Raw genomic sequence first — 22,861 nt, 5'->3', positions numbered from 1 at the left:
TTGTGATTATGCCTTCTCTACCGAAATGGTCAGTTCATCAGCTTCGCCGTAGGCTACGGAGGAGGCCAGCGTCTCCCCCGCCACGAGCTCTTCGTTTGCCTTGACGGCCTCGACGGTTGCCCGGTCGGCGGCGATGGTCAGGTTGATGCGGTCGGAGACGTTCAAGCCCGCTTCCTTACGTGCGTTCTGCACGGCGCGGACGGTGTCGCGGGCGATTCCCTCGGCCTCCAGCTCGGGGGTCAGCGCGGTATTGAGCACCAGGAACCCTCCGCCGGGAAGTACCGAGACGGCGCGTTCGGCGTCGTCGGCGGACTCGGCGACCACGGTCTGCAGCTCGTACTCGGAGGGCTCCAGCTGCAGCCCACCGTCCACGGCCTTCAGGCCCACGGTCACCACGCCGTCCTCATCGACCGTCCAGTCGCCGGACTTCGATGCCTTGATCGCAACCTGCACCTGTTTACCCAGGCGGGGGCCGGCGGCGCGGGCATTGACCTTCAACTGCTGCGAGATGCCGAAGTCGGCCGGGGACACTTCGGCGGCGTCCAGCAGCTCGATGTGTTTGATGTTCAACTCTTCGGCGATGATGTGTTCGAACACGCCCGCCAGGTCTTTGCCGTTGGCGGCGGCCACGGTCATCGACTGCAACGGCTGACGCACGCGTAGCTTCTCAGCCTTACGGAGCGCCGAACATGCCGAGCAGATCGAACGGGTGGATTCCATCAACTCGATGAGTGCCGACTCGTCGGTGAATTGTTCGGCCTCGGGCCAGTCGGTCAGGTGCACCGAGCGCTCGCCGGTCAGGCCGCGGAAGATTTCTTCGCTCATCAGCGGCAGCAACGGGGCGGCCACCTGAACGGCGGTGCGCAGGGCGGTGTAGAGCACGTCGAAGGCCTCGGTGTCTTCGTCGAAGAAGCGTTCGCGGGAGCGGCGCACGTACCAGTTGGTCAGCGCGTCGGTGAACTTGCGGAGGTCTTCGGTGGCGGCCCAGACGTCGTACTCGTCCATGTGCGCGGTGGTGTTCTCGACCAGCTCGCGGGTCTTGCCGAGGATGAAGCGATCCATCACATTCTCGGAGGTGTACCGCAACTGGGCGTCGTACCCGGCACCGTTATTGGCGGCGTTGGTGTACAGCGCGAAGAAGTGGTAGACGTTCCACAGCGGCAACATCACCTGGCGCACGCCCTCGCGGATGCCCTGTTCGGTGACCGAGAGGTTACCGCCGCGCAGAATCGGCGAAGACATCAGGAACCAACGCATCGCATCGGAACCGTCGCGGTCGAGCACCTCGTTGACGTCCGGGTAGTTGCGCAGCGACTTCGACATCTTCTGACCGTCTTCGCCGAGCACGATGCCGTGGGCGATAACGTTGGTGAAGGCGGGGCGGTCGAAGAGCGCGGTGGCCAGGATGTGCTGGGTGTAGAACCAGCCACGGGTCTGACCGATGTATTCGACGATGAAGTCCGCCGGGTTGTGGGTGTCGAACCACTCCTTGTTTTCGAAGGGGTAGTGCACCTGCGCATAGGGCATCGAACCGGAGTCGAACCAGACGTCGAAGACGTCTTCCACGCGGCGCATGGTGGACTTACCGGTCGGGTCGTCGGGGTTCGGGCGGGTCAGCTCGTCGATGTAGGGGCGGTGCAGGTCGACTTCGCCGTCCTTGTTCAGCGGCAGACGGCCGAAGGCTTCTTCGAGCTCAGCCAGCGAACCGTAGACCTCGGTGCGCGGGTAGTTCGGGTCGTCGGAGACCCACACCGGGATCGGCGAACCCCAGAAGCGGTTACGCGAAATCGACCAGTCGCGGGCGTTGGCCACCCACTTGCCGAACTGGCCGTCTTTGACGTTGTCGGGGATCCAGTTGATCTGCTGGTTCAGCTCGCTCATGCGGTCTTTGAAGTCGGTGACCTTCACGTACCACGAGGTGATCGCGCGGTAGACCAGCGGGTTGCGGCAGCGCCAGCAGTGCGGGTAGGAGTGCACATACGACTTCTCCTGCACCAGCGTCTGGTCGGCCTTGAGCACGTTGATGATGGTGCGGTTCGCGTCGAAGATCTGGACGCCGGCGATCTCGGCCAGCGGGGCGCCGTCGGCCAGACTCGAATCGGCGAACAGGTCGAGGAACTTAGCGCCCTCGTCGATGGAAAGCACCACGGGGATGCCGTTGGATTCGCAGACCTTCTGGTCGTCTTCACCGTAGGCGGGTGCCTGGTGCACCAGGCCGGTACCGTCGGTGGTGGTCACGTAGTCGGCCACCAGAATCTGCCAGGCCTTCTCGGTGCCGAACTTCTCGGTGTCGGTGAAGTAGTCCCACAGCGGCGCGTAGCGCACACCTTCGAGTTGCTTGCCGGTGAAGGTGGCGGTCACGGCGTCCTGTGCCGCGGCGGCGTCCTCGAATCCGAGGGCCTTGGCGTAGGAGCCGAGCAGGTCGGCGGCAATCAAGAAGCGGCGACCGGCGAAGTCACCGGCGGCGTCCACGACAACGTAGGAGACCTCGGGGCCGACGGCGAGCGCCTCGTTGGTGGGTAGCGTCCAGGGGGTGGTGGTCCACGCGAGGGCCTCTACCCCGGCGAGCTGCTTGACGACCTCGGGGCTCTTAGCCAGCGAGGTGTCTGAGGTGATCTTGAAAGCGACGGTGACCGAGGGATCCTGGCGGTCTTTGTAGACATCGTCGTCCATGCGCAGCTCGTGGTTAGACAGCGGGGTTTCGTCTTTCCAGCAGTACGGCAGCACGCGGAATCCCTGGTAGGTCAGTCCCTTCTCGTGGAGCTGCTTGAAGGCCCAGATGACCGATTCCATGTATTCGACGTTGAGGGTCTTGTAATCGTTTTCGAAATCGACCCAGCGCGCCTGGCGGGTGACGTATTCTTCCCACTCTTTGGTGTATTTGAGCACCGAGGTGCGGGCGGCATCATTGAAGTTGTCGATGCCCATCTCGATGATTTCTTGCTTGTCGGTCATGCCGAGCTGCTTCATCGCTTCGAGTTCGGCGGGCAGGCCGTGGGTGTCCCAGCCGAAGCGACGCTCGACTTTGTGGCCGCGCTGGGTCTGGTAGCGGGCTACGAGGTCTTTGACGTAGCCGGTGAGCAGGTGGCCGTAGTGCGGCAGGCCGTTAGCGAAGGGAGGGCCGTCGTAGAAGACGAATTCGTTGGAGCCGTTGTCTCCTGCGGAGCGATTATCGATGGAGGCCTGGAAGGTGTTGTCGTCTTTCCAGTACTTCAGTACGGCTTCTTCCAGTGCGGGGAAGCGGGGGCTGGCGGCGACTTCGCGCGCTTCAGCTGCGCTGGCCTTGGGGTAAACGGGATGATTCATAGCGGCGCCCTAATGTCGATCCGTGTTTTGCTAAGGACTCGCAAGGACGCTTGTTGAAGGCGCGGTACCACCTTGCTTACTGATCTCGCTAACCCGTGCCTACTCCCCGAAATCCCGAATGGGGGTTTCGAGGAGAGGCACAGTCGAGCGGTATCAGTCGCTTCATGACTGCTGTGACGGGCTTACCCGTCCGGTTCTACTGAGACTGTATCTAGTCCGCGCCACCTCTCGTCGCAACGATTATGTGAGGTTTTGCAGGTACGGTCCGTTCTTCCGGATTGCTCGCCGGTGATGGCCGGGTCGTTGCAACTAGGTTCTAGTTTAGGGGGTCGAGGTGGTCATGTCTATCAGGGGTAATCCGTTGACCGGGGTTGCTCGGCGCGCGGTTCGGCGGGGCGGGCGATTGACCCCTATATGTTGTGTGGCCGGTGTGGGGATTGCCCTAGATAGTCTGTTTAGAGATCTTGCTGACGGGCGTGTTTGATGAGGGTTTCTGCGGCCTGTTTGGCTCGCCGGGGGTTGCCGTGTGCGCTCACAGCTACGGTGAGATCGCCGTGGTGGGCGGTGGCCATGTTCCAGAAGGTGGAGTCTGCCGGGTTGCCGCCCAGGAGGCACCAGATGCGGTGTTGGAGGCAGGTTGCTTCGACCATCTTTTGAACGGCGGCGGAGCCGGTGTGTTCCATGACGAGCCAGGCGGGAACCAGGTCTTCTTTGCGGACGCCGCGGCGATGGGCAGTGATCTCACCGGCGGCTTCCCACGCTTCGAGTTGGGCGCTGAGCTCGGGGGCGATGACGGTAACCTGGGCTCCGGCGTCCAGGAGTTTGTGGACGCGGCGGGTGGCCACTTCTCCCCCGCCGACGATGACGACGGGCTTGTCGGTGACGTCGAGCATGAAGGGGATCATCGTGTTCCTCGGGGTGTGGGCAGGTTGACGAAATATTATTTTTTATTAAGTCACAAAAAAATTCTCTTATTATCAGTAAAATATGAATAACCCGCACTGTTTTCCTGCATGAGGTTTAGTGCGGGTTATTTTGACCTTTACAGACCGAGATAGATTTTTCCGTCTTCAACCTTTACCGGATAGGTGGGTAGCTTGTAGTCGGAACCGTTGAGCTGTTCGCCGGTTTCGAGGTTGTAGACCTCTTTGTAGAGCGGGGAGGCGATGGTGGGCGTACCCGCCTTCGAGCCCACGATTCCGCGGGCAATCACGAGGGATCCACTGTTAGGATCGCGGTGATCGGTAGCGAAAACGCGGTCACCGGGGGTCTTGAAGATCGCGTACTGCTCGCCGTCGACGAGTGCCACTTCACCCCAGTCCACCTCGAGGTCGCTGAGCTCGCAAATTTCGTGCCAGTTAGGGTTAGCCATACCTAAAACCTATTCGCAGTTGATAACCGGTTGCGGGATATTGATTATGTGTCATTCCCCGCTTTAAATGATATATTAGCATCACTGATTCCAATAAATTCTAGAGCCTGTAATAAGGTTCTAACTACCTCAAAGACATGGTGAATCATGGCCAACAAGAACTCGCACAGCGCCCGCAACATTCTGGTGATCGGCGGCGGCCCTGCCGCCTGGCGCTTCGTTCGCTCCTTCCTGGCGGAGAACACGACCGACACCGTCACGGTCATCTCTGAAGAGACCCACACTCCCTATGACCGAGTGGGCCTCGAGAAGCTTTTCAAGGAACCCACCAAGGATCTCACCCTGGGTGACCCCGAGTTGTGGAACGCCCCGACCGTGAACCTCATCAGCGGTGTGCGCGCCACCAAGCTCAACCCTGACGACCGCACGGTGGTAGCCGACAACGGCGAGACCTACTCTTACGACGAGCTGGTCTTGGCCACCGGTTCTCGCGCGGTGAAGATCCCGATCTCCGGTTCGGAGGCAGCCCACGTCTTCCGCACGATCGACGACGTGCAGACGATGGTCAGCGAGGTGGCTCGACTGAAGGAGAAGCTGGGCCGCGCGCCTAAGGCGATCGTGGTTGGCGGTGGCCTGTTGGGCCTCGAGGCAGCCGAGGGTCTGCGCGACCTGGGCGCCTCCCCCACCATTTTGGACGTCGCTCCCTGGTTGCTCTCCATCGAGGTGGACGAAGGCGGTGGACACCTAGTCAACTCGCTGATCCGCGAGGCCGGTATCGAGATCGAGACCGGCGCGTTCATCTCGTCCATTAACTCTGACGCCTCGCGCGAGGTCGTGTCGGTCTCGGTGGCCGACGGCATGGGTGACGAAGCCCAGCTGCACGACCTCGAGGCAGATATGGTCTGCATGGCCGCGGGCATTCGCCCCAACGATGAGCTCGTGCGCGAGGCCGGTATGAAGCTCGGCGAGCGTGGCGGCCTGTTGGTCGACGACCACTGCCGCTCCTCCGACGAACACATCTGGGCCATCGGCGAGGTCGCCTGCATTCTGGGCCGCACCTGGGGCCTGGTGGCACCGGCCAACCAGATGGCAGATGCGGTGGCGAAGAACCTCAACGGTGGCGACGAGCACCTCGAAGACTTCGATATCGCCACCAAGCTGAAGTTCTCGGGCCTGGAGGTCGGCGGCTTCGGTGACCGCCGCGGCACCACCAAGGACGCCCTCGAGGTGGTCTACATTGACCCCTCGAAGAAGGTCTACCAGAAGATCGTGACAAGCCCCGACGCCAAGACCCTGCTGGGCGGCGTGTTCGTGGGTGACGCGTCCCCGTTCGACGCGCTCAAGCCGCTACTCGGCCGCGAGCTGCCCGCCGAGCCGGCCGCGTATCTCTCGGCCGCCGGTGGCGAGGGCGCTCCAGATACCGAGATGCCCGACGACGCGATCATGTGTTCGTGCAACAACATCAGCTTCGGCGAGATCCGCCAGTCGATTCAGGACGGCAACCAAGATATTGGTTCGCTGAAGACCGCCACCACCGCGGGCACCCAGTGCGGTTCGTGCGTGCCGATGATGCAGAAGACCCTCGAGCAGCAGATGAAGAAGCTGGGTCTGTCTGTCGATAAGTCGCTGTGTGAGCACTTCAAGCTCTCCCGCGCCGAACTGTTCGCGGCGGTCAAGGCCACCGACTACAACGACTTCCCCTCGGTGCTGGCTCGCTTCGGCCAGGGTGAAGACGGTTGCGCGATCTGTAAGCCGACCGTGGCGTCCATCCTCTCGTCGCAGCGCAACTCGTACCCGCTGGACGGCGGCCGCGGCTCCCTGCAGGAGACCAACGACCGCAACCTGGCGAACATGCAGAAGGACGGCACCTACGGCATTATCCCGCGCGTTCCCGGTGGCGAGATCACCCCGGAGAAGCTCGCGGTGATCGCCGAGGTCGGCAAGAAGTACGGCCTGTACACCAAGATCAACGGTGCCCAGCGCATCGGTCTCTACGGTGCGCGCCTGGAACAGCTCCCGGAGATCTGGAAGATCTTCGTGGACGCCGGTTTCGAGTCGGGCAACGCCTACGGCAAGTCGTTGCGTAACGTGAAGTCGTGCCTGGGCACCAACTGGTGCCGCTTCGGCGTGGGTGACTCCACGACCCTGGCGATTGACCTGGAGAACCGCTATAAGGGCCTGCGTTCGCCGCACAAGTTCAAGATGGGCGTCTCGGGTTGTAACCGTTCCTGCGCCGAATCGGTGGGTAAGGACGTCGGCGTGATCGCCACGACCAACGGCTGGAACCTGTACTTCGCCGGCAACGGTGGCGCGAACCCGGCCCACGGCCGCCTCTTCGCGAAGGATCTCGATCAGGAGACCCTGATGAAGTACGTGGATCGCTTCTTGATGTACTACATCCGCACCGCCGACAAGCTGCAGCGCACCGCGCGTTGGGCCGAGGATCTCGACGAGCAGTACGGCGACGCAATCGAGCACCTGCAGCAGGTGATCATCGACGACAAGCTCGGTATCTGCGCCGATCTGGACGCCGACATGCAGCATCACGTGGACACCTACGAGGACGAGTGGGCGGCTACCCTCGAGTCCCCGGAGCGTATGAAGCGTTTCCGTTCGTTCGTGAACGAGCCGGAAACCCCGGACAACAAGGCTCGTATGTACGTGTTGGAACGCGACATGATTCGCCCCGCGACCGCCGAAGAGATCGCCGCCGCCGAGCGCGAGGAGGAGGGCGCACCGATGCTGATTTCGGGCGCTAAGATTCCCGTGGGCGCACCTGCAGGAGCCTAATGTTTGAGCATCTTGATGTGACCGACGCCGTCGTTCTGTTGTGCGGCTCCCCCGAGCGCACCTCGCGGGTGTTGCATAAGTACGGCGCGGCGGCGTCGGTCATTCAGTGCGCGAACCCTGCCGATCTGCAACGAGCCGCTTCGCTGCGTCCGTCGCTGGTGGTGATCTGCGCCGGTGAGTCGGTGCGTGCCGCGCACGAGTCTGCTCTTGAGGCGGATGGCGTCGTTGCCTGGCGTGCAGCGGTGCGGCAGGCTGTGCCCGGCGTGGTGGTGTCGGTGGATACCGAGCAGCCCAAGGGCGAGACCGGCACGGTGTTCTTGATCGGCGCGGGCCCGGGCGACCCGGGTCTGATGACGGCGCGCGCATTTGAGGCCTTGTCGGCCTCCGATGTGGTGCTGATTGACCATCTGGCGCCGACGGCCGATATTGCGGCGTGGGCGCCGGGTGCCGAGATCATCGACGTCGGCAAGGTGCCGGGTCAGCATAAGGTTCCGCAGCGTGAGATTGATCGGTTGATGATCGATCACGCGTTGGCGGGTAGGAACGTCGCCCGGGTGAAGGGCGGCGACCCGTACGTGTTTGGTCGCGGCACCGAGGAGCTATACGTGTGCGAGCGTGCGGGGCTGAAGGTTGAGGTGGTCTCTGGTGTGACCGCTTCGATTTCTGTTCCGGCGCGGGCGAAGGTTCCGATGACTCTGCGGAAGGTTTCGCATATGTTCACGGTGGTCTCTGGCCACGCGGAGCTGTCTGACGCCGAGCTGGATCACCTGGCCGGGTTCTTGAAGTCGGGCGGCACCATCTCGCTATTGATGGGTGTGCGCACGCTCCCCCATACGGTAGCGGGTTTGTTGGCGCGCGGGGTACGTGGCGACATGCCACTGGGCACCTTCGAGGATGTCTACCGCGCAAACGAACGGGTGCGCTATTCGACGCTGGCTCGTGCAAATGAGGATTTGCAGGACGTCCGCCCGCCGGCGATTACGGTGATCGGCGAGGTGGTCGCCGCCGGCGACTCCGAGGACGCCGCCGCCCAGGTCGCCCGCGACGAGTTGCTGGGTTTGGCGTTGAGTGAGGGTAAAGACGCTAGAGTATAGTATCTGGACTCACACCGGGTGTAACCTTAATGTTGGCAATTTCCGTAAAGAAAGTAGACATTAAGGATAGGCGCATTGGCTAATTTCGACGAATTGACTAGAGAAATTAAGGAATTCTCTCAAAAAAGAGGATGACCCAAATATCATTCAATTGATACGCTATCTAAATCCATATCAATCGAAGCCAATGAGCTATTAGAACTCTCCCAGTGGGAAGAAACAAAGGATTTTAGAGAGCTATCAAACGAGCTTGCAGATGTCTTCATTTATTGCATTTTGTTAGCGGAATACGCGGAATTAGATATAAAGAAAATCATTCAAGATAAACTAGCAATAAACGCCGAAAAATACCCAGAGGTGATGGGGTGTGAATGCAATGAATGATTATGAGATCATCCCATGCGCCTTTGATAATACCGCTACAGCGGTACGGGGTCTAGTAGACGAAAGATTATCCAATTGGCCAATAGTTTACCTTTTAACTGGGCGTAAGCATCTATATGTGGGTGAAACACTAAAGTTCCAGAGCCGCATGTTGCAACATCTCTCCAACCCCGAAAAAGTGAGTAATTTAGATACTGCTCATGCTATAGTGGATAAAACTTTTAATAAATCCGCTACTTTACATTTAGAGTCTAAGCTAATAAATATCCTCTACGCTGATGGAAAGTATGAGATTCTAAATAGAAACAATGGAGTATTTGACTCTAATTATTATCAAAGAGAATTTTACGAGGATAAATTTAATGAAATTGTTTTTCATTTAAAGCAAACAGGCATCATCGACAAGCCTTTACGTGAAATTTTAAATAGTGATATTTATAAGTATTCTCCTTTCAAGAGCTTGAATGATGATCAAGTATTAGCTGTAAATAAAATGTTCACGTCACTAAAGTCGAGTATGACTTCTTCAGGCAATACTCGATTTGTAGTCGAGGGAGCAGCTGGCACAGGTAAAACCATTGTTGCTATTTATTTTCTAAAATACCTCAGTAGTATAAAATTTTCTTCACCGGATGATGATATCAAGTCAAAAGATGATTTCGTTTTACCATTATGCGAATATGGGTCTAGGGATTATTACCTCTTAAAGGACTTAAAGCTCGCTCTGGTGATACCCCAGGAATCATTACGCAAGAGCATTGCTAATATTTTCCGTAAAACTCAAGGACTCTCAAGCGTGAAAGTATTAGATCCTTTTGAGCTGGGAAATAAACACGCTGAATCCAAGTTCGATCTAATTATCGTAGATGAGGCACATCGACTCAGCGTTAGAGCCAATCAAAATTCAAGTATGCGTAACAAATTATATAAAGACATTAACATAAAATTGTTTGGAAATGACGATCCATCATATACGCAACTGGATTGGGTATATAGATTGAGTAATAACTCAATATTATTATTGGACTCTCATCAAAATATCCGACCCATGGATCTTGATGATGCACAAATCGAAAATATTTTAGAGCAATCCAAAGCAAAAAAGTCGCATCATCTGCTAAGAAGTCAGATGCGCATGCATGCCCCTAATGAATATTTTGATTTCCTGGACAACGTATTCAAGGGTCGTGAAATCAAACCGGTAGATTTAGATGATTATGATTTTAGGATCTTTGAGAGTGTCTCTGAAATGCAGTACGAGATACTCAAACACGAAAGAAGATTTGGACTATCTCGCATGGCTGCCGGATTCGCTTTTCCTTGGAGAAGTAAAAATAACAAAGATGCTTACGACATATGTATAAATGATTCACACGGTCTTTGGGAAGCAAAATGGAATTCAGTTACCAAAGATTGGGTTAATACCCCCTCATCAGTGCATGAAGTGGGTTCAATTTACACCCTACAAGGGTACGATTTGAACTATGCAGGGATCATCATTGGTAATGATATAGTCTGGGATGCTGAGGTCGGAAGAGTTGTGTTAAAAAGGGAAAATTATTATGACAAAAAAGGTAAGGAAAACAACCCCCAGTTAAATAAAATTTTCTCCGATGAGGATATTTTAAATTACGTTTTAAATATCTATAAAGTGTTGTTATCAAGGGGCATTCGGGGCACCTATGTTTATATTGTAGATGTTGATCTAAGAAATCAGTTTAGGGAAGCCCTAAAGACGGTGTCCGGTGCCAATGTGGATTTTGTGCCTGCAAAGTATAAAGTTTTTCTTGATTCTTCTAAATTTCCCTTTAAAGATTTTTCGACACCTTTCTCTCACATACAAATTTGATTTTTTATAACAAATCTAATATAAATATTTCAAAAGCCCCTACCCGCAACCAGCGGGCAGGGGCTTTAACGTTCACCGGACCAAGCAAGGTGTGGGGTGCCGAGAGTCACCTCACGGCACCCCCGTTGCTATCCCTCGTCCTCCCCTCGAGTCAGCCAATCCCGCACCTTGTCAACGGCGCTAACCACGTTATTGACAATGGCGGAGGCCGATGCGAGGATAAGCACAAGAGTTGCGATATCCTGCAACGACATCGCAAACTCCTTCCTTAGATTATGAACGTACCCGGTTCGCGGCCGGGTACGTTTTATTTTACCTAGTCCTCCTCGCAAAGCTAGCATATTTTCGAACATACTTTCGAATTTTTCAGGTCGGGCAACAAGAGGCTCCCCCGCCACCCGGCAAGGGAGCCTCCCCCCATCAACACCTACTTCAGCAGCTCCTCATCAGCCTCCTGCGCCCACGCCGCGAAGCTCTGATCCCTACTCTCGCGGTGAGCCACGAAGGTGCGCGTCAGGCGCTCTACATAATCGGCCAGATCCCGCTGGGCCACCTTCAGGCCGCGTACCGTGCGGCCCACTTGGCCGGTGCCGCCGTTCGTGTGGTCGGCCAACTCGCCACCCAGATGCACCTGGTACCCGGGCACCCGCTCGCCGTCCACGGTAATGATCTGCCCCTTCAAGCCGATGTCCGCGGTCTGAATGCGCGCGCACGAGTTCGGGCAACCGTTGATGTGCAGGGTCAACTTCTGAGGCAGTTCCTCCTCAATATCGGCCAGGCGCTGCTCCAGCTCGGCGATCACCTCAGCGGCCACGTTCTTGGTCTCCACGATCGCGAGCTTGCAGAACTCGATGCCGGTGCAGGCCATGGTGTTGCGGTGGAAGACCGAAGGTTCGTGAGTCAGCCCCAACTCCCCCAGCCCCGCCACCACCGCGGGCACCTTATCCCCGGGAATGTCTAACAGCAGGAACTTTTGGTACACGGTCGTCCGCAGTTGCGAAGAACCCACCGACTCCAGTAGCTCGGCCAGGCCGATCAGCGTGGTACCCGAAACCCGGCCCACCGTGGTGGCCGCGCCGATGTAGTAATTGCCGTCTTTCTGCTCATGGATGCCGATGTGGTCCCCGGAAACCTGCGGCACCGGGGCGGCAGGGCCGTCCGGCAATTTGTACCCCAGGTATTCGTTCTCCAACACTTCACGGATTTTCTCGGGGCCCCAATCCGCCAGCAGGAACTTCATGCGCGCGCGGTTGCGCAGGCGACGGTAGCCATAATCGCGGAAGATGCCGGTGACGCCCGCCCAGACCTCCGGGGCCTGCTCGGCGGTCACGAACGCGCCCAGACGTTCGGCGAACTTCGGGTTGGTCGACAACCCGCCGCCGACCCACAGGTCGAAGCCCAACCCCAGCTCGGGATGCTCCACACCCACGAAGGCGCAGTCGTTGATCTCGTGGATCACGTCCTGGCTCGGGTGAGCGGTGATCGCGGTCTTGTACTTGCGGGGCAGGTTCGAAAACGCCGGGTCACCGATATAGCGCTCCTTGATCTGCCGGATCACCGGGGTCGGATCGAAGAGCTCGTCCCGGGCGATCCCGGCCACCGGCGACCCGAGGATCACGCGCGGAACGTCGCCGCAGGCCTCGGTGGTGTCCAGCCCCACCTCGGCCAGGCGACGCCAAATCTCGGGGACCTCCTCGATTTGCACCCAGTGCAACTGGAGGTTCTGGCGGTCGGTCACGTCGGCGGTATCTCGCGCGAAGTCACGCGATATTTCGCCGATCACGCGCAGCTGCTCGGTGCTCAACTGCCCACCGTCGATGCGCACGCGCAGCATGAAGTAGCGGTCTTCCAGCTCTTCGTTCGAGAGCATGGCCGTCTTACCACCGTCGATACCGGGTTTGCGCTGGGTGTACAGGCCCCACCAGCGGAACCGACCGTGCAGGTCGTGATCTTCGATGGAGTCGAAACCCTCTCGGGCGTAGGTGTTGATAATACGGTCGCGAACGTTCAGGCCGTCGTCGGCCCGCTTCCACTCTTCGTTGCCGTTGAGCGGGTCCTTGCCGTCCACGGCCCACTGGCCGTTGGGTTTCTTCGAGACCGGTTTCTTGCGATCCGGGCCGTCGTCGAGTCCGTTGCGTGAGGTCAGAGTCTTAGCCATGATGAAAACTTTCCCGAGAGGTTGAGGGTGAAACAGTATGAGACAGACCGGCCCCGGTGGTGACCGGCTCGGGTGTGTTAGCGGTGATGGATTCGGAGTAGGTGAAGGGCCGCTCGGTAGTGCGTGCCCGGCGCACCCCGCATAGGCTCAGGCACACGCCCAATACGCCGATCGCCACGAAAACCAGCGCCAGGGTGGGTGCGTTCAGCGACAGAGGGTCGAGCAAGGGTGCGAGGTTCGTCAGCACCAGCACCGTGCCGATGAAACCACCGAGCAGTTGCTGATTGACCTTGGTGGTCAACCACGCGGCCACCGGCGCGAAGAGCACACCACCGCCCAGCAACGCGAGCGAGGCACCCAGATGGGCGATCAGCTCATGCCAGAGCCCCAGCCCGAACCCCGCGCAGGCGGCCAGCGTGACCAGGAACTCGGCTGTGTTCACCGTGCCGACGATGCGGCGCGGCTCGGCGCGTCCGATACTCATCAGCGTGGAGCTGGTGACCGGGCCCCAGCCACCCCCGCCGGCCGAGTCGACGAAACCGCCGACCAGACCCAGCACCGCCAAGACGGATCGGGACGCCGGGGTTCGGTTCACACGCGCGGTGGTGCGTCCGCGGGCGAAGCGGATCACCAGAAACGCGCCGATCGTCGCGAGGATTCCCGAGGTCACCGGTTTGGCAAAGGCCAGCGAGAGATGGCTGAGCACGGTGGCGCCGAGGAAGGCGCCGATCGCACCGGGAGCACCGAGGCTGAACACCACCTTCCAGTCCACGTTCTGTAGCTTCCAGTGGCTCAGTCCCGAGGCCAGCGTGGTGCCCAGTTCGGCGACGTGGACTACCGCCGAGGCCCCGGCCGGAGTGAGCGAGGTGAATGCCAGCAGAAAGGTGGTGGAGGTGACGCCGAATCCCATGCCGAGGCTGCCGTCGACCAGCTGGGCGACGGCGCCGGCGAGCGCTATCAGGATCAGGGTGCGCATGTGCTCATCTCCTTTTCTGTGTGGGGTGGTTTATTGCACCAACCCGGCGGCCAGGGTGTTGCCGTCGGCGGCGTCGATGAGCAAGAACGAGCCGATGCGACCGGCCCGAGCGTAGGGTTCGACGGGTAGTTCCTGGGCTAGCTGTACGGTGACGGTAGCGACGTCGTTGAGCTCGACCGTCTCGGCCTCGTGTTCAGTGCCGGTGTCGATGTCCAACACCGACTCGATGGCGCTGACCCGGGCACGGACGAGCGAGGTGCCGTAGCGCAGTTTTACCTTCGCGCCGGGGCACAACGGTTTCTCAGCCAACCCCACCAGCCGGGCGGTGAATTCGCGGCGTGGTGCTGGGCGCGCCCCGCCGGTGATGAGGGCCCCGCGCGCAAGGTCGATATCGTCAGCCAACCGCAGCACCACCGATTCGTCGGCCGAGGTAGAGTGCACCGGCCCGTCGGTGGTGTCGATGTGGGTCACGGTGGTTGTGTGAAACTCGTCGACCGCCACCTCGTCACCGACGGCGATGGTTCCGGAGGTGATGCGCCCGGCGTACCCGCGGTAATCGCTGCCATGTTCGCGGATCACGTACTGTACAGGGAAGCGGAACGGGTTGTTCTGCTCGTCGGCGGTCATGTCGATGGTTTCCAGCAGGTGCAGGACGGTGGGCCCGGTGTACCACGAGGTGTGCTTGGAGGGTTCCACCACGTTGTCGCCGCGCAGGGCGCTGATGGGGATCACGTGCACGTCCTCCACGCCCTGGGAGGCGGCCAGTTCGGTGAATTCCCGCGCGATCTTCTCGAAGACCTCCTGCGAGTAATCGACGAGGTCGATCTTGTTGACCGCGAGCACCACGTGCTGGATGCCCAGCAGCGCGGCGACGGTGAGGTGGCGGCGGGTTTGCGTGACCACGCCGTGACGGGCGTCCACGAGTAAGACAACCACCTCGGAGGTGGAGACGCCGGTGACGGTGTTGCGGGTGTACTGCACGTGGCCGGGGGTGTCGGCCAGGATGAAGGTGCGTCGGGCGGTCGAGAAGTAGCGGTATGCCACGTCGATGGTAATGCCCTGTTCGCGTTCGGCGCGCAGGCCGTCGACCAGTAGCGAGAGGTCGAGACCATCGTGACCGCGCTCGCGGGAGGTGCGTTCGACCGCCGAGAGCTGGTCGGCGAGCACTGATTTGGTGTCGTGCAGGAGGCGACCGACGAAGGTCGACTTGCCGTCGTCCACCGAGCCTGCGGTGCACAGGTGCAGGGTTGAGCGTTGGGCCAGCGCCGGGGTGGTGGGTTCGGTGTGGGTGGCGGTCATCTTAGAAATACCCTTCCTTCTTGCGGTCTTCCATCGCGGATTCGCTCAGACGGTCGTCGGCGCGGGTGGCACCGCGTTCGGTGAGTGTGGAGGTGGAGATCTCGGTGATGATGTCTTGTACGGTTTCGGACTCGGAGAGCACCGCGCCGGTGCACGACATATCTCCGACGGTGCGGTAGCGGACGCGGTGGGTGACGACCTCCTCCCCGTCGTTAGGCCCGCCCCATTCACCGGCAGTCAGCCACATGCCGTCGCGCTGAAACACCTGGCGGTCGTGGGCGAAGTAGATCGGGGGCAACTCGATGCCGCGAGCGCCGATGTACTCCCAGATGTCTGCCTCGGTCCAGTTGGAGATCGGGAACACGCGGATGTTCTCCCCGGGGAGGTGCCCGCCGTTGTAGAGGTTCCACAATTCCGGACGCTGGCGGCGGGGATCCCAGCCGCCGAAAGAGTCCCGCACGGAGAAGACACGTTCTTTGGCGCGGGCGCGTTCCTCGTCGCGGCGTGCCCCGCCGAGTACCGCGTCGTACCCCTGTTCCTCGATGGTCTCGACCAGCGGCACGGTCTGTAGCGGGTTGCGGGTGCCGTCGGGGCGTTCCTGCAGTTCCCCGCGGTCGATCCAGTCTTGAACCTTGGCCACGCGCAGGCGTGCGCCGGTGTTCTCGACCAACCGGTCGAGGAAGGCGAGCACCTCGGGGAAGTTGTGGCCGGTGTCCACGTGTAACAGCTCGAAGGGGACGGCCGCCGGGGCGAAGGCGCGGCGGGCCAGCTCGTACACCACTACGGAGTCTTTGCCGCCGGAGAACAGCAACGCGACTTTGTCGAATTGCCCTGCGACTTCTCGCAGGATCTGCAGGGATTCGTTCTCGAGGTCTTTGAGGTGGGGTGAGAGGTGATTTTGGTTCATGTGTGTAGTCCGCATTCTGTCTTGGCGAATCCCGACCAGCGTCCGCTGCGGGGGTCTGCCCCGTTCTCGACCTTTCTGGTGCACGGTGCGCAACCGATCGAGGGGTACCCCTGGGTGGTCAGCGGGTTGACGATGAGGTCGTGTTCGGCGATGTATTCGTTGGTTTTCTCGAGGGTCCAGGTGACGATCGGTGATATCTTCAGCCGACCGTTCGGGTCGATGTCCAGGGCCGGGGTGTGTGCCCGTAGCGGTGAATCGTCGCGGCGTAACCCGGTGATCCAACCGTCGTAGGGGCCCATGTAAGCGGCCAGGGGCTCGACCTTGCGCATGCGACAACAGGCGGTGGGATTAGTGGCGAAGAGGTTGAGGCCGTACCGGGCGTCTTGTTCAGGCACCGACAAGAGCGGTTTGGCACGCACCAGTTTCTGGCGGTAACGTGCCTCGACCTGGTCGGCGACGGCGAGGGTCTCGGGAAAGTGGTAGCCGGTATCCAGAAAGAGGAAGTCGGCCTGTGGCAGGTGGCGGGCGGCCAGCTCGGCCAGCACGGTGTTCTCCATCGAGAGCGTGACGGCCAGTGGGCCGGGCACGTGTTCTCTGGCCCAGTCCAGGATCTCTTCGGCACCGGCGTCGTAGAGCCGCTCGGCGTAGGTTTCCACCAATCGCGCGTTGCGCTCGCGGGTTGCCTCGGGAAGCGGTGTGGCCGGTTGGGTCCCCGCGGGGCTGACCGCGGGGTCAACCGTGGCAGGCACGGCGGAGACGAAGTTGAGCGGACCTTGTGGGTCTGTCATGGGTTCGGGCCTTTCGTTGACCCTGACCGGGGATATGCCGGTGTGTCGGGTCTCACGGGAAGCGGTTCGAAACACAGTCTGGCACGGGTCAATCTTCACTTCAGCCCGCGCGTAGTCGCAGGTCACAGGACGTCACTCCATCGACATCTGACGTCGTGAAACGTCATGAAACTCCTTGTGACGTCACGCGCGCTGGCATGTTGCCCCATCAGTTCATAAACTGCGCGCCGATGAGGGCAGCGGGCTACACTCGAGGTATGCGTATTCTTTCGATTCAGTCCGCCGTGGCATATGGCCACGTCGGCAACTCCGCCGCAGTCTTTCCCTTGCAGCGACTGGGTCACGAGGTCATGCCCGTGAACACCGTGCTGTTCTCCAACCACACCGGTTACGGCGCCTGGCGCGGCCCGCTGATCCCCGGCGATGACGTTCGCGAAGTCATCACCGGCATCGACGAACGCGGTGGCTTGACCGACACCAGCCTGATCATCTCCGGTTACCAGGGCGGGGCGTCCATCGGTGACGCGATCCTGGACGCCGTGGCCACCGCCCGCGAGCGCAACCCGAAGGTGCTCTACTCTTGCGATCCGGTGCTCGGCAACGCCAAGAGTGGTTGTTTTGTCTCGGACGAGGTGCAACAGCTCATCCGCGACCGCGTGGTGCCGCACGCCGATATCATCACCCCGAACCAGTTCGAACTAGGGTTCGTGACCAGAACCGACCCGAAGACGCTGGATGATATCTTCGCTTCGATCGAGAAGGTCCGGGAGATCGGCCCGCAGGTTGTGTTGGTCACCAGCGTCGACACCCCCGATACCCCGGAGGATTCGATTCAGATGTTGGCTTCGACTCCCGAGGAGTCCTGGCTGATCACCACCCCGCGTCTGCCGTTCAAGGCCAATGGTTCCGGCGACGTCACCCAGGCGCTGTTCGCCTCGCACTTTGCAAACGGGGACTCGGTGCAGAAGGCCCTGGAGCTGACCACCGCCAGCGTCTTTGAGCTTTTGCAGAACACCTTGGATTCCGGTCAGCGTGAGCTGCAGTTGGTGGAGTCGCAGGAGGCCTATGTGGCCCCGAAGCGTACATTCACCGCCGAACGCATCAAGTAGCGGCCCGCGTTTCTAACGCATACAAAATTCCCCGCCTCGTGGGTGAAAACACGGCTCTGATGAAGAGCTGGTTTTCGCCGACGAGGCGGGGTTTGGTGCGTTGAGCGTGATGTGGGGCCAGACATCTGGCCGAGAACATGCGGAGAAGGTTACTGGCTGAGAGCGTCGAGCACGCGCTGCTTAGCCACCGAGGCGACGATCTGTGCCGCCTCGTCGTCTCCGGGGATCACGAGCGGCTCGGCGATGACCATAGACTCCCCCGCGCCGTCGAGCTGGCCCAGCAAGCCCTGGAAGAACCCGCGGCCCATCAGGTAAGACGAAACGAATTCCGCTGAGTAGTCTTCAGCGACATCGGCGATCCGCGGATCGATCGAGGCCACGAAACCGTGCGGCACGTATTGCGAGATCAAGGTGCTCAGGATCTCCGACTGCAGTTCGACGTCCTCTTGGCCGTCTGCACGCGACGATCCGGCAGCGGCCATGACGATCTGGCCGTAACCATCCCACCCGGCTTCTTCGAGGCGGGTGCGTTGCAGCTTGGCCAGTTCAGCCGAGGGACCCAAGGCGCGAGCTATGCGGACGTTGCGCGCCGGGAAGGATTCGGCCGCCTTCTGCATGTCGACCTGGGTGTGGTACCCCGTCGACAGCAGAAGCGGCACCATCACGACCTCGTCCTCGGGGCCGAATTCAGCGGCGACCTGATCGAGGGAGGGTTCCTGCACATCCACGTAGGCTTCGTACACGGTGAACTCCCCCGCGTGCTCAGCTTCTAATTGCTGAGCCAACGATGCGCGGATGGAGTCGATGGTTGCGCGACCATCGTGGCTATCGGTGCCGTGGGCCACCGCAATGATGTGTTTCATCCTCAGTCCTTCGAGAGTTGCTTTTTCTGCCTCTCTTAAAGCTACCTACTCGAAGGGTCCGCATGTGGCATCCTCATAACAAAGTTGCCGGCTACTGATAGATCAGTCGATAATCAGCTCTTCGACCTCCGCCTTGCTGAGCAGTCGATCGTTGAGACCGCCGAAAGGATGTAGCTTTCCAAGCACCTCGATATCGGCGGCCCGGTCTACCCCGCCGACCTTGACGGCGTCCCAACCGCCAGTCTCGATGAGACGGGCGATCTTCTCCCCCGCTGCATCGTCATCGGTGGCGAAGAGGAGGGTTACTTTCTCACCGTCGGCAGTGCGCTCTTCACCCAGTTGGGCCGCGGCCATGGTGCCGAACGCCTTGACGTATGAGGCGCCCTCGGGAACCAAAGCCTGGATCTGCGATCCCGCCGATTCGCCCTCGGGGTTAGCGTTCACGGGTTTGCCGTCGTCGAATCGGAAATTGTTCGAGGGATCCACGACGATCTTTCCGACCAATTCGCTCGCGTGTTCCTTGAGCAAGGTTTGGATGACCGGGAACATCACCGCGAAGATCACCTGGTCTGCGCGATCAATCACATCTGAGACCGTGCCAGCTTCAATGCCGTGCCCCAGGCGCTGCGCCGACTCTTCAGCGGACTGAAGCGAGGACGCGGCGACGTAGACTTTTTCGCCCCCGGCGGCAAGACGGGTTGCGACCTGAGTTCCAATGTGACCGACACCAATAACAGCTGTAGTCATGTTAACCACCTTCCAGAAATACTTTACGTTACAACCATTACGGTACTCTGACACCAGGGTTTAGCAACCCCTTTAACTTAAAAGTTCACGCAAGACTCTGAAGGGAATAAAAACACTCACGCCCGAGTTCAAAAACATGCTCACCGCACGCAGAAATTACCGCGATTCTCTGCGGATGACCTTGAACTGGCTAGCCTGAGCGACCGGGCGTAGCGTGATGCGGTCGAGATTGACGTGATGCGCCACGTTCAGTGAGAACACCACGGTCTGGGCGACGTCCTCGGCGGTCAGCGGTTTCTCCACCCCGGCATACACCGCCTCGGCGGCCTCTTCACTACCCAGACGCACCCGGGAAAACTCCTCAGTCTTCACCATCCCCGGGCAGATCTCGATCACGCGCACATTGTGTTCGGCTTCCTCCAAACGCAGGGCCTCGGTCATGCCGCGCTCGCCGAACTTCGCGGCGTTGTATCCGGCGCCACCCTCATACCCGGCGTCCGCCGCGGTGGACGTCAGGTTCAGCACCGTGCCCTCACCGGAGGCTCGCACCGCGGGCAGGAAAGCACGGATCATCGCGAAGGTACCCAGCACGTTGGTGCGGAACATCCACTCCCAATCTTCGGCCTTGCCATCGAGAACACGATCGGCCCCGTGAGCGCCACCGGCAATATTTACCAGGGCGTTGATCATCCCGTCGGTCTCCCCCAGGATTCTCTCAGCAGCAGACTGCACCGATCGCTCGTCGCAAATGTCAACCGGCACCGCAACAGCCCCGGTCTGCTCCGCCAACAAGTCCAACCGTTCGGCGCGTCGAGCCAAGGCGTAGACGCGCCAACCGGTCGCACACAGCTGTTCCACGGTGGCGCGTCCGATACCCGACGACGCGCCGGTGACGACCGCAATCTTGCCGGCGCCAGCGCCGGAGTCGAAAGGGTGAGCAGATGACATGTGGTGCATGATGCCTCCTGAGAACGATGTTGTTTCAGTCTAAACACGAAGTCCCCGCCCCGGGTACTACCTGGGGCGGGGACTCACACACAACCGAGAAATACGAACGCTGAAACGAACTTAGATCGTATTCAACACGTGATCGTGGTAGCGGTAAATGAACGCCGCAATCGCGTCGCGCTTGATCGGGGCAAAGGGCTGATAGGTGCCGTCAGGCCACCCCTGGCTCATACCGCGAGACTGCATCCACGAGATCTCTTTGTAGAACACCTGGTTGGGATCAACGTCGGTGAACTGCGACTGACGCGGTGCCACGTAGTAGGGCTGACCGGCGAAGCGGTAGAAGAAGGCCGCCATCGCGTCGCGCTTCAACGGCTCGGAGGGGCGGAAGGTGCCATCATCCCAACCGGTGGTGATGCCCTGAGCGGCCATCCACTCGATCTCTTTGTAGAACACGTGGTCCTTCGGCACATCCGTGAAGGTCGGAGTCGCCGGAGCGGTGAACTCAGGTTCACCGGCCATGCGGTAGAAGTAGGCAGCGATCGCGCCACGGTCGATGTTCTCCAGGGGGCGGTAGGTGCCGTCCGCCCAACCATTCGAGATGCCGGTGTTACCCAACCAGGCGATTTCCTTCTCGAACGGGTTACCTGCGATGTCGGTGAATTCGACCTTCTTGCGGTCGGTCCAGGCCTCGTCCAGCAGCCAGTTAGCCACGGTGGTGTTATCGATAAAGTGACCGCGTATGGTGTCGCGACCCACCGAGCGAGCCTCGAGCACCTGCTCCGAACCACCACCACGGTAGAAGAACGGCGCGAGCTGGTTCGTGTGGTTGGTGGAGTTCCAGGTGTGGGTCGGCATGTTGCCCATACCCTGCGGCTTCATCGGATTAAAGGCGGCGCCGGGGTCACCGCTGAGGTAACCGGTCTCGTGATCGGCGGTAACAATCACCATGGTCTCGTCCCAGCTGGAATTGGTCTCAACCCACTGGGTGACGGCATCGACCGCCGCGAAGAAATCCTGAACCTCGGTCAGCGAGCGCTTGGACTGATTGGCGTGACCGGACCAATCGATCGCGCCGCCCTCGACCATGAGGAAGAAACCCTCTTGGTCGTTATCGAGCACGTTGAGCGCACCCTTGGTCATGGTGGGCAGATCCACCACGTCGTTGAGCTGCGCCTCATCGGTGCGGGACTGTTGCAGGGTGCTGGCGGTCTGGGCGATGCCGAAAACGCGGTCGGGAGTCTCCCCCGTGGTCAGCTGTTCGAATTCGCTGTTGTCGTCCACCAGGGAGAAGTTCGTCTGACCCGAGTCCAGAGCAGTGTAGTCATTCTGGGCGATGTACTTGTAATTGGGCGCGGCCAGCTTCTGATGGTTGTCATCGAACTGTGGGTGCCCGGCACCTATGACGACCTCCATATCGCCATAAACCTGCTCGTGGGCGATCTCGGTGTAGTTATTGCGTGAGACGTTGTGCGCCGAGAACGCAGCAGGTGTGGCGTGTGAGAACGGGACGCTGGAGACCACACCGGCCGACTTGCCCAGGGTGTGGGCGCGCTCGGAGAGGTTCTCGACCTTCTGTTCGTTGACATCTACGCCCAGGCCCGCGTTATAGGTTTTGACGCCGGTTGCCATGGCTGTGCCAGCGGCCGCTGAATCGGTGGGGTTCTCCTTGTTCCAATTGAAGTCGCCCCACGAGAGCTGTGAGTCATAAGGGTTGCCGTTGATCCAGTGGGTTTGCATGGCCAGGTGGTTCCAGCTCTGGAAACCCTCGGTGGGCCGGGGCGAGTTGATGCCGTCGGCGGTGTAGGCCTTATGATCGCCACCGGTTTGTACCTGATAGTGCACCTTGTTGGTGTGGTAGGCGTTGTAGAGGTCGAGGAAGTTGTACCCCATGCCGTCGCCGATGAGATAAATAACGTTCTTCGGCTGAGACTGGGTCTCGGGTGCCGCTGCCGCGGGCGTGATGCAGGTGCTGGCCAACAGGGCGGTGGCTACCAGACCGGTGCTCAACCGGGTGATTCGTGTGCGCTTCATGTGAATGAACTCGATTCTTCGATGAGTGATGAGTGTGAGTTACCTGAGGCAACACTGTTAACCCTAGTCAGAGCTTCTTTGAAAAGGAATACACCCAGTTGAGCATTGGGTTTCAGAAACGTTAAATGATGGTTCTCAGCGGGGCTCATGCCGGCTCCGCGCCATCGATACGCAACCACGGCCAGGGAGCGGGGAATCACCTCCCCTAGCGCCACGACCGCCCGGGGTGAGCATGCG

Annotated in this window: 18 protein-coding genes; 5 read left to right on the top strand and 13 right to left on the bottom strand. The window is 59.9% G+C overall.

The window, feature by feature from the left end; genetic code table 11:
- Window positions 1–6: 6 nt before the first annotated feature.
- The 3 genes from ileS to nirD form a co-directional block, all read right to left on the bottom strand.
- A complete protein-coding gene (gene ileS, locus VVR12_RS02100; RefSeq protein WP_368549456.1) occupies window positions 7–3,306 on the bottom strand; it encodes an isoleucine--tRNA ligase in 3,300 nt (1,099 codons plus the stop codon).
- A gap of 455 nt (window positions 3,307–3,761) precedes the next feature.
- Complete coding sequence (locus tag VVR12_RS02095) at window positions 3,762–4,211, bottom strand: bifunctional precorrin-2 dehydrogenase/sirohydrochlorin ferrochelatase (RefSeq protein WP_368549455.1); 450 nt, start codon at window positions 4,209–4,211, stop codon at window positions 3,762–3,764.
- A gap of 137 nt (window positions 4,212–4,348) precedes the next feature.
- Window positions 4,349–4,678 (bottom strand): nitrite reductase small subunit NirD, encoded by a 330-nt coding sequence (nirD, locus tag VVR12_RS02090; protein ID WP_368549454.1) that lies wholly within the window; start codon window positions 4,676–4,678, stop codon window positions 4,349–4,351.
- A 147-nt stretch (window positions 4,679–4,825) separates the two neighbouring features.
- Between nirD and nirB the strand changes: the two genes are divergently transcribed.
- The 4 genes from nirB (at window position 4,826) to VVR12_RS02070 (ending at window position 10,795) form a co-directional block, all read left to right on the top strand.
- Window positions 4,826–7,468 carry a nitrite reductase large subunit NirB gene (gene nirB, locus VVR12_RS02085; RefSeq protein ID WP_368549453.1) on the top strand — a complete coding sequence of 881 codons (2,643 nt, stop codon included), beginning with the start codon at window positions 4,826–4,828 and terminating at the stop codon, window positions 7,466–7,468.
- Entirely contained in the window at window positions 7,468–8,562 is a 1,095-nt protein-coding gene (gene cobA / locus VVR12_RS02080; RefSeq protein ID WP_368549452.1) for a uroporphyrinogen-III C-methyltransferase, read from the top strand. The genes nirB and cobA overlap by 1 nt, the downstream gene beginning before the upstream one ends.
- A gap of 150 nt (window positions 8,563–8,712) precedes the next feature.
- Entirely contained in the window at window positions 8,713–8,946 is a 234-nt protein-coding gene (locus tag VVR12_RS02075) for a MazG-like family protein (protein WP_368549930.1), read from the top strand.
- A complete protein-coding gene (locus VVR12_RS02070; RefSeq protein WP_368549929.1) occupies window positions 8,939–10,795 on the top strand; it encodes a DNA/RNA helicase domain-containing protein in 1,857 nt (618 codons plus the stop codon). Before VVR12_RS02075 ends, VVR12_RS02070 begins: the two co-directional genes overlap by 8 nt.
- A 128-nt stretch (window positions 10,796–10,923) precedes the next feature.
- On the opposite strand, the gene VVR12_RS02065 is transcribed toward VVR12_RS02070, so the two are convergent.
- From VVR12_RS02065 to VVR12_RS02040, 6 genes are all read right to left on the bottom strand, one after another.
- Window positions 10,924–11,049 carry a hypothetical protein gene (locus tag VVR12_RS02065; RefSeq protein ID WP_368549451.1) on the bottom strand — a complete coding sequence of 42 codons (126 nt, stop codon included), beginning with the start codon at window positions 11,047–11,049 and terminating at the stop codon, window positions 10,924–10,926.
- Between the two features lie 173 nt (window positions 11,050–11,222).
- Entirely contained in the window at window positions 11,223–12,953 is a 1,731-nt protein-coding gene (locus VVR12_RS02060; protein WP_368549450.1) for a nitrite/sulfite reductase, read from the bottom strand.
- Complete coding sequence (locus VVR12_RS02055) at window positions 12,946–13,929, bottom strand: sulfite exporter TauE/SafE family protein (RefSeq protein ID WP_368549449.1); 984 nt, start codon at window positions 13,927–13,929, stop codon at window positions 12,946–12,948. Before VVR12_RS02055 ends, VVR12_RS02060 begins: the two co-directional genes overlap by 8 nt.
- Window positions 13,930–13,959: 30 nt before the next feature.
- Window positions 13,960–15,228 (bottom strand): sulfate adenylyltransferase subunit 1, encoded by a 1,269-nt coding sequence (locus tag VVR12_RS02050; RefSeq protein ID WP_368549448.1) that lies wholly within the window; start codon window positions 15,226–15,228, stop codon window positions 13,960–13,962.
- Between the two features lies 1 nt (window position 15,229).
- On the bottom strand, window positions 15,230–16,135 hold the full coding sequence (cysD, locus tag VVR12_RS02045; protein WP_368549447.1) for a sulfate adenylyltransferase subunit CysD: 906 nt from the start codon (window positions 16,133–16,135) through the stop codon (window positions 15,230–15,232).
- Complete coding sequence (locus tag VVR12_RS02040) at window positions 16,132–16,923, bottom strand: phosphoadenylyl-sulfate reductase (RefSeq protein ID WP_368549446.1); 792 nt, start codon at window positions 16,921–16,923, stop codon at window positions 16,132–16,134. The genes cysD and VVR12_RS02040 overlap by 4 nt, the downstream gene beginning before the upstream one ends.
- Window positions 16,924–17,180: 257 nt before the next feature.
- Between VVR12_RS02040 and pdxY the strand changes: the two genes are divergently transcribed.
- Window positions 17,181–18,032 carry a pyridoxal kinase PdxY gene (gene pdxY / locus VVR12_RS02035; RefSeq protein WP_368549445.1) on the top strand — a complete coding sequence of 284 codons (852 nt, stop codon included), beginning with the start codon at window positions 17,181–17,183 and terminating at the stop codon, window positions 18,030–18,032.
- 149 nt (window positions 18,033–18,181) lie between these two features.
- Here the strand turns inward: pdxY and VVR12_RS02030 are convergent, their stop codons facing one another.
- The 4 genes from VVR12_RS02030 to VVR12_RS02015 all read right to left on the bottom strand — a co-directional run bounded on the left by VVR12_RS02030 (window position 18,182) and on the right by VVR12_RS02015 (window position 22,624).
- Window positions 18,182–18,895 (bottom strand): sirohydrochlorin chelatase, encoded by a 714-nt coding sequence (locus VVR12_RS02030; RefSeq protein WP_368549444.1) that lies wholly within the window; start codon window positions 18,893–18,895, stop codon window positions 18,182–18,184.
- Window positions 18,896–18,997: 102 nt separating this feature from the next.
- Window positions 18,998–19,642 (bottom strand): NADPH-dependent F420 reductase, encoded by a 645-nt coding sequence (locus VVR12_RS02025; RefSeq protein WP_368549443.1) that lies wholly within the window; start codon window positions 19,640–19,642, stop codon window positions 18,998–19,000.
- Between the two features lie 156 nt (window positions 19,643–19,798).
- Window positions 19,799–20,599, bottom strand: a complete 801-nt coding sequence (locus VVR12_RS02020) for an SDR family oxidoreductase (protein ID WP_409349868.1) — start codon at window positions 20,597–20,599, stop codon at window positions 19,799–19,801.
- Window positions 20,600–20,710: 111 nt separating this feature from the next.
- Window positions 20,711–22,624, bottom strand: a complete 1,914-nt coding sequence (locus VVR12_RS02015; RefSeq protein ID WP_368549442.1) for an alkaline phosphatase — start codon at window positions 22,622–22,624, stop codon at window positions 20,711–20,713.
- Window positions 22,625–22,861 lie beyond the last annotated feature (237 nt).

The sequence above is a fragment of the Rothia sp. LK2588 genome (assembly GCF_040946465.1).
In the GTDB taxonomy this organism is placed as follows: domain Bacteria; phylum Actinomycetota; class Actinomycetes; order Actinomycetales; family Micrococcaceae; genus Rothia.
The sequence above is the reverse complement of the archived record's forward strand: the minus strand, read 5'-3'. Positions and strand labels throughout refer to the sequence as shown.

Coding starts and splice junctions, on each gene's coding strand:
- ileS (WP_368549456.1), bottom strand. CDS start 3,306: ATGAATCATCCCGTTTACCCCAAGGCCAGCGCAGCTGAAGCGCGCGAA.
- VVR12_RS02095 (WP_368549455.1), bottom strand. CDS start 4,211: ATGATCCCCTTCATGCTCGACGTCACCGACAAGCCCGTCGTCATCGTC.
- nirD (WP_368549454.1), bottom strand. CDS start 4,678: ATGGCTAACCCTAACTGGCACGAAATTTGCGAGCTCAGCGACCTCGAG.
- nirB (WP_368549453.1), top strand. CDS start 4,826: ATGGCCAACAAGAACTCGCACAGCGCCCGCAACATTCTGGTGATCGGC.
- cobA (WP_368549452.1), top strand. CDS start 7,468: ATGTTTGAGCATCTTGATGTGACCGACGCCGTCGTTCTGTTGTGCGGC.
- VVR12_RS02070 (WP_368549929.1), top strand. CDS start 8,939: ATGAATGATTATGAGATCATCCCATGCGCCTTTGATAATACCGCTACA.
- VVR12_RS02065 (WP_368549451.1), bottom strand. CDS start 11,049: ATGTCGTTGCAGGATATCGCAACTCTTGTGCTTATCCTCGCATCGGCC.
- VVR12_RS02060 (WP_368549450.1), bottom strand. CDS start 12,953: ATGGCTAAGACTCTGACCTCACGCAACGGACTCGACGACGGCCCGGAT.
- VVR12_RS02055 (WP_368549449.1), bottom strand. CDS start 13,929: ATGCGCACCCTGATCCTGATAGCGCTCGCCGGCGCCGTCGCCCAGCTG.
- VVR12_RS02050 (WP_368549448.1), bottom strand. CDS start 15,228: ATGACCGCCACCCACACCGAACCCACCACCCCGGCGCTGGCCCAACGC.
- cysD (WP_368549447.1), bottom strand. CDS start 16,135: ATGAACCAAAATCACCTCTCACCCCACCTCAAAGACCTCGAGAACGAA.
- VVR12_RS02040 (WP_368549446.1), bottom strand. CDS start 16,923: ATGACAGACCCACAAGGTCCGCTCAACTTCGTCTCCGCCGTGCCTGCC.
- pdxY (WP_368549445.1), top strand. CDS start 17,181: ATGCGTATTCTTTCGATTCAGTCCGCCGTGGCATATGGCCACGTCGGC.
- VVR12_RS02030 (WP_368549444.1), bottom strand. CDS start 18,895: ATGAAACACATCATTGCGGTGGCCCACGGCACCGATAGCCACGATGGT.
- VVR12_RS02025 (WP_368549443.1), bottom strand. CDS start 19,642: ATGACTACAGCTGTTATTGGTGTCGGTCACATTGGAACTCAGGTCGCA.
- VVR12_RS02020 (WP_409349868.1), bottom strand. CDS start 20,599: ATGCACCACATGTCATCTGCTCACCCTTTCGACTCCGGCGCTGGCGCC.
- VVR12_RS02015 (WP_368549442.1), bottom strand. CDS start 22,624: ATGAAGCGCACACGAATCACCCGGTTGAGCACCGGTCTGGTAGCCACC.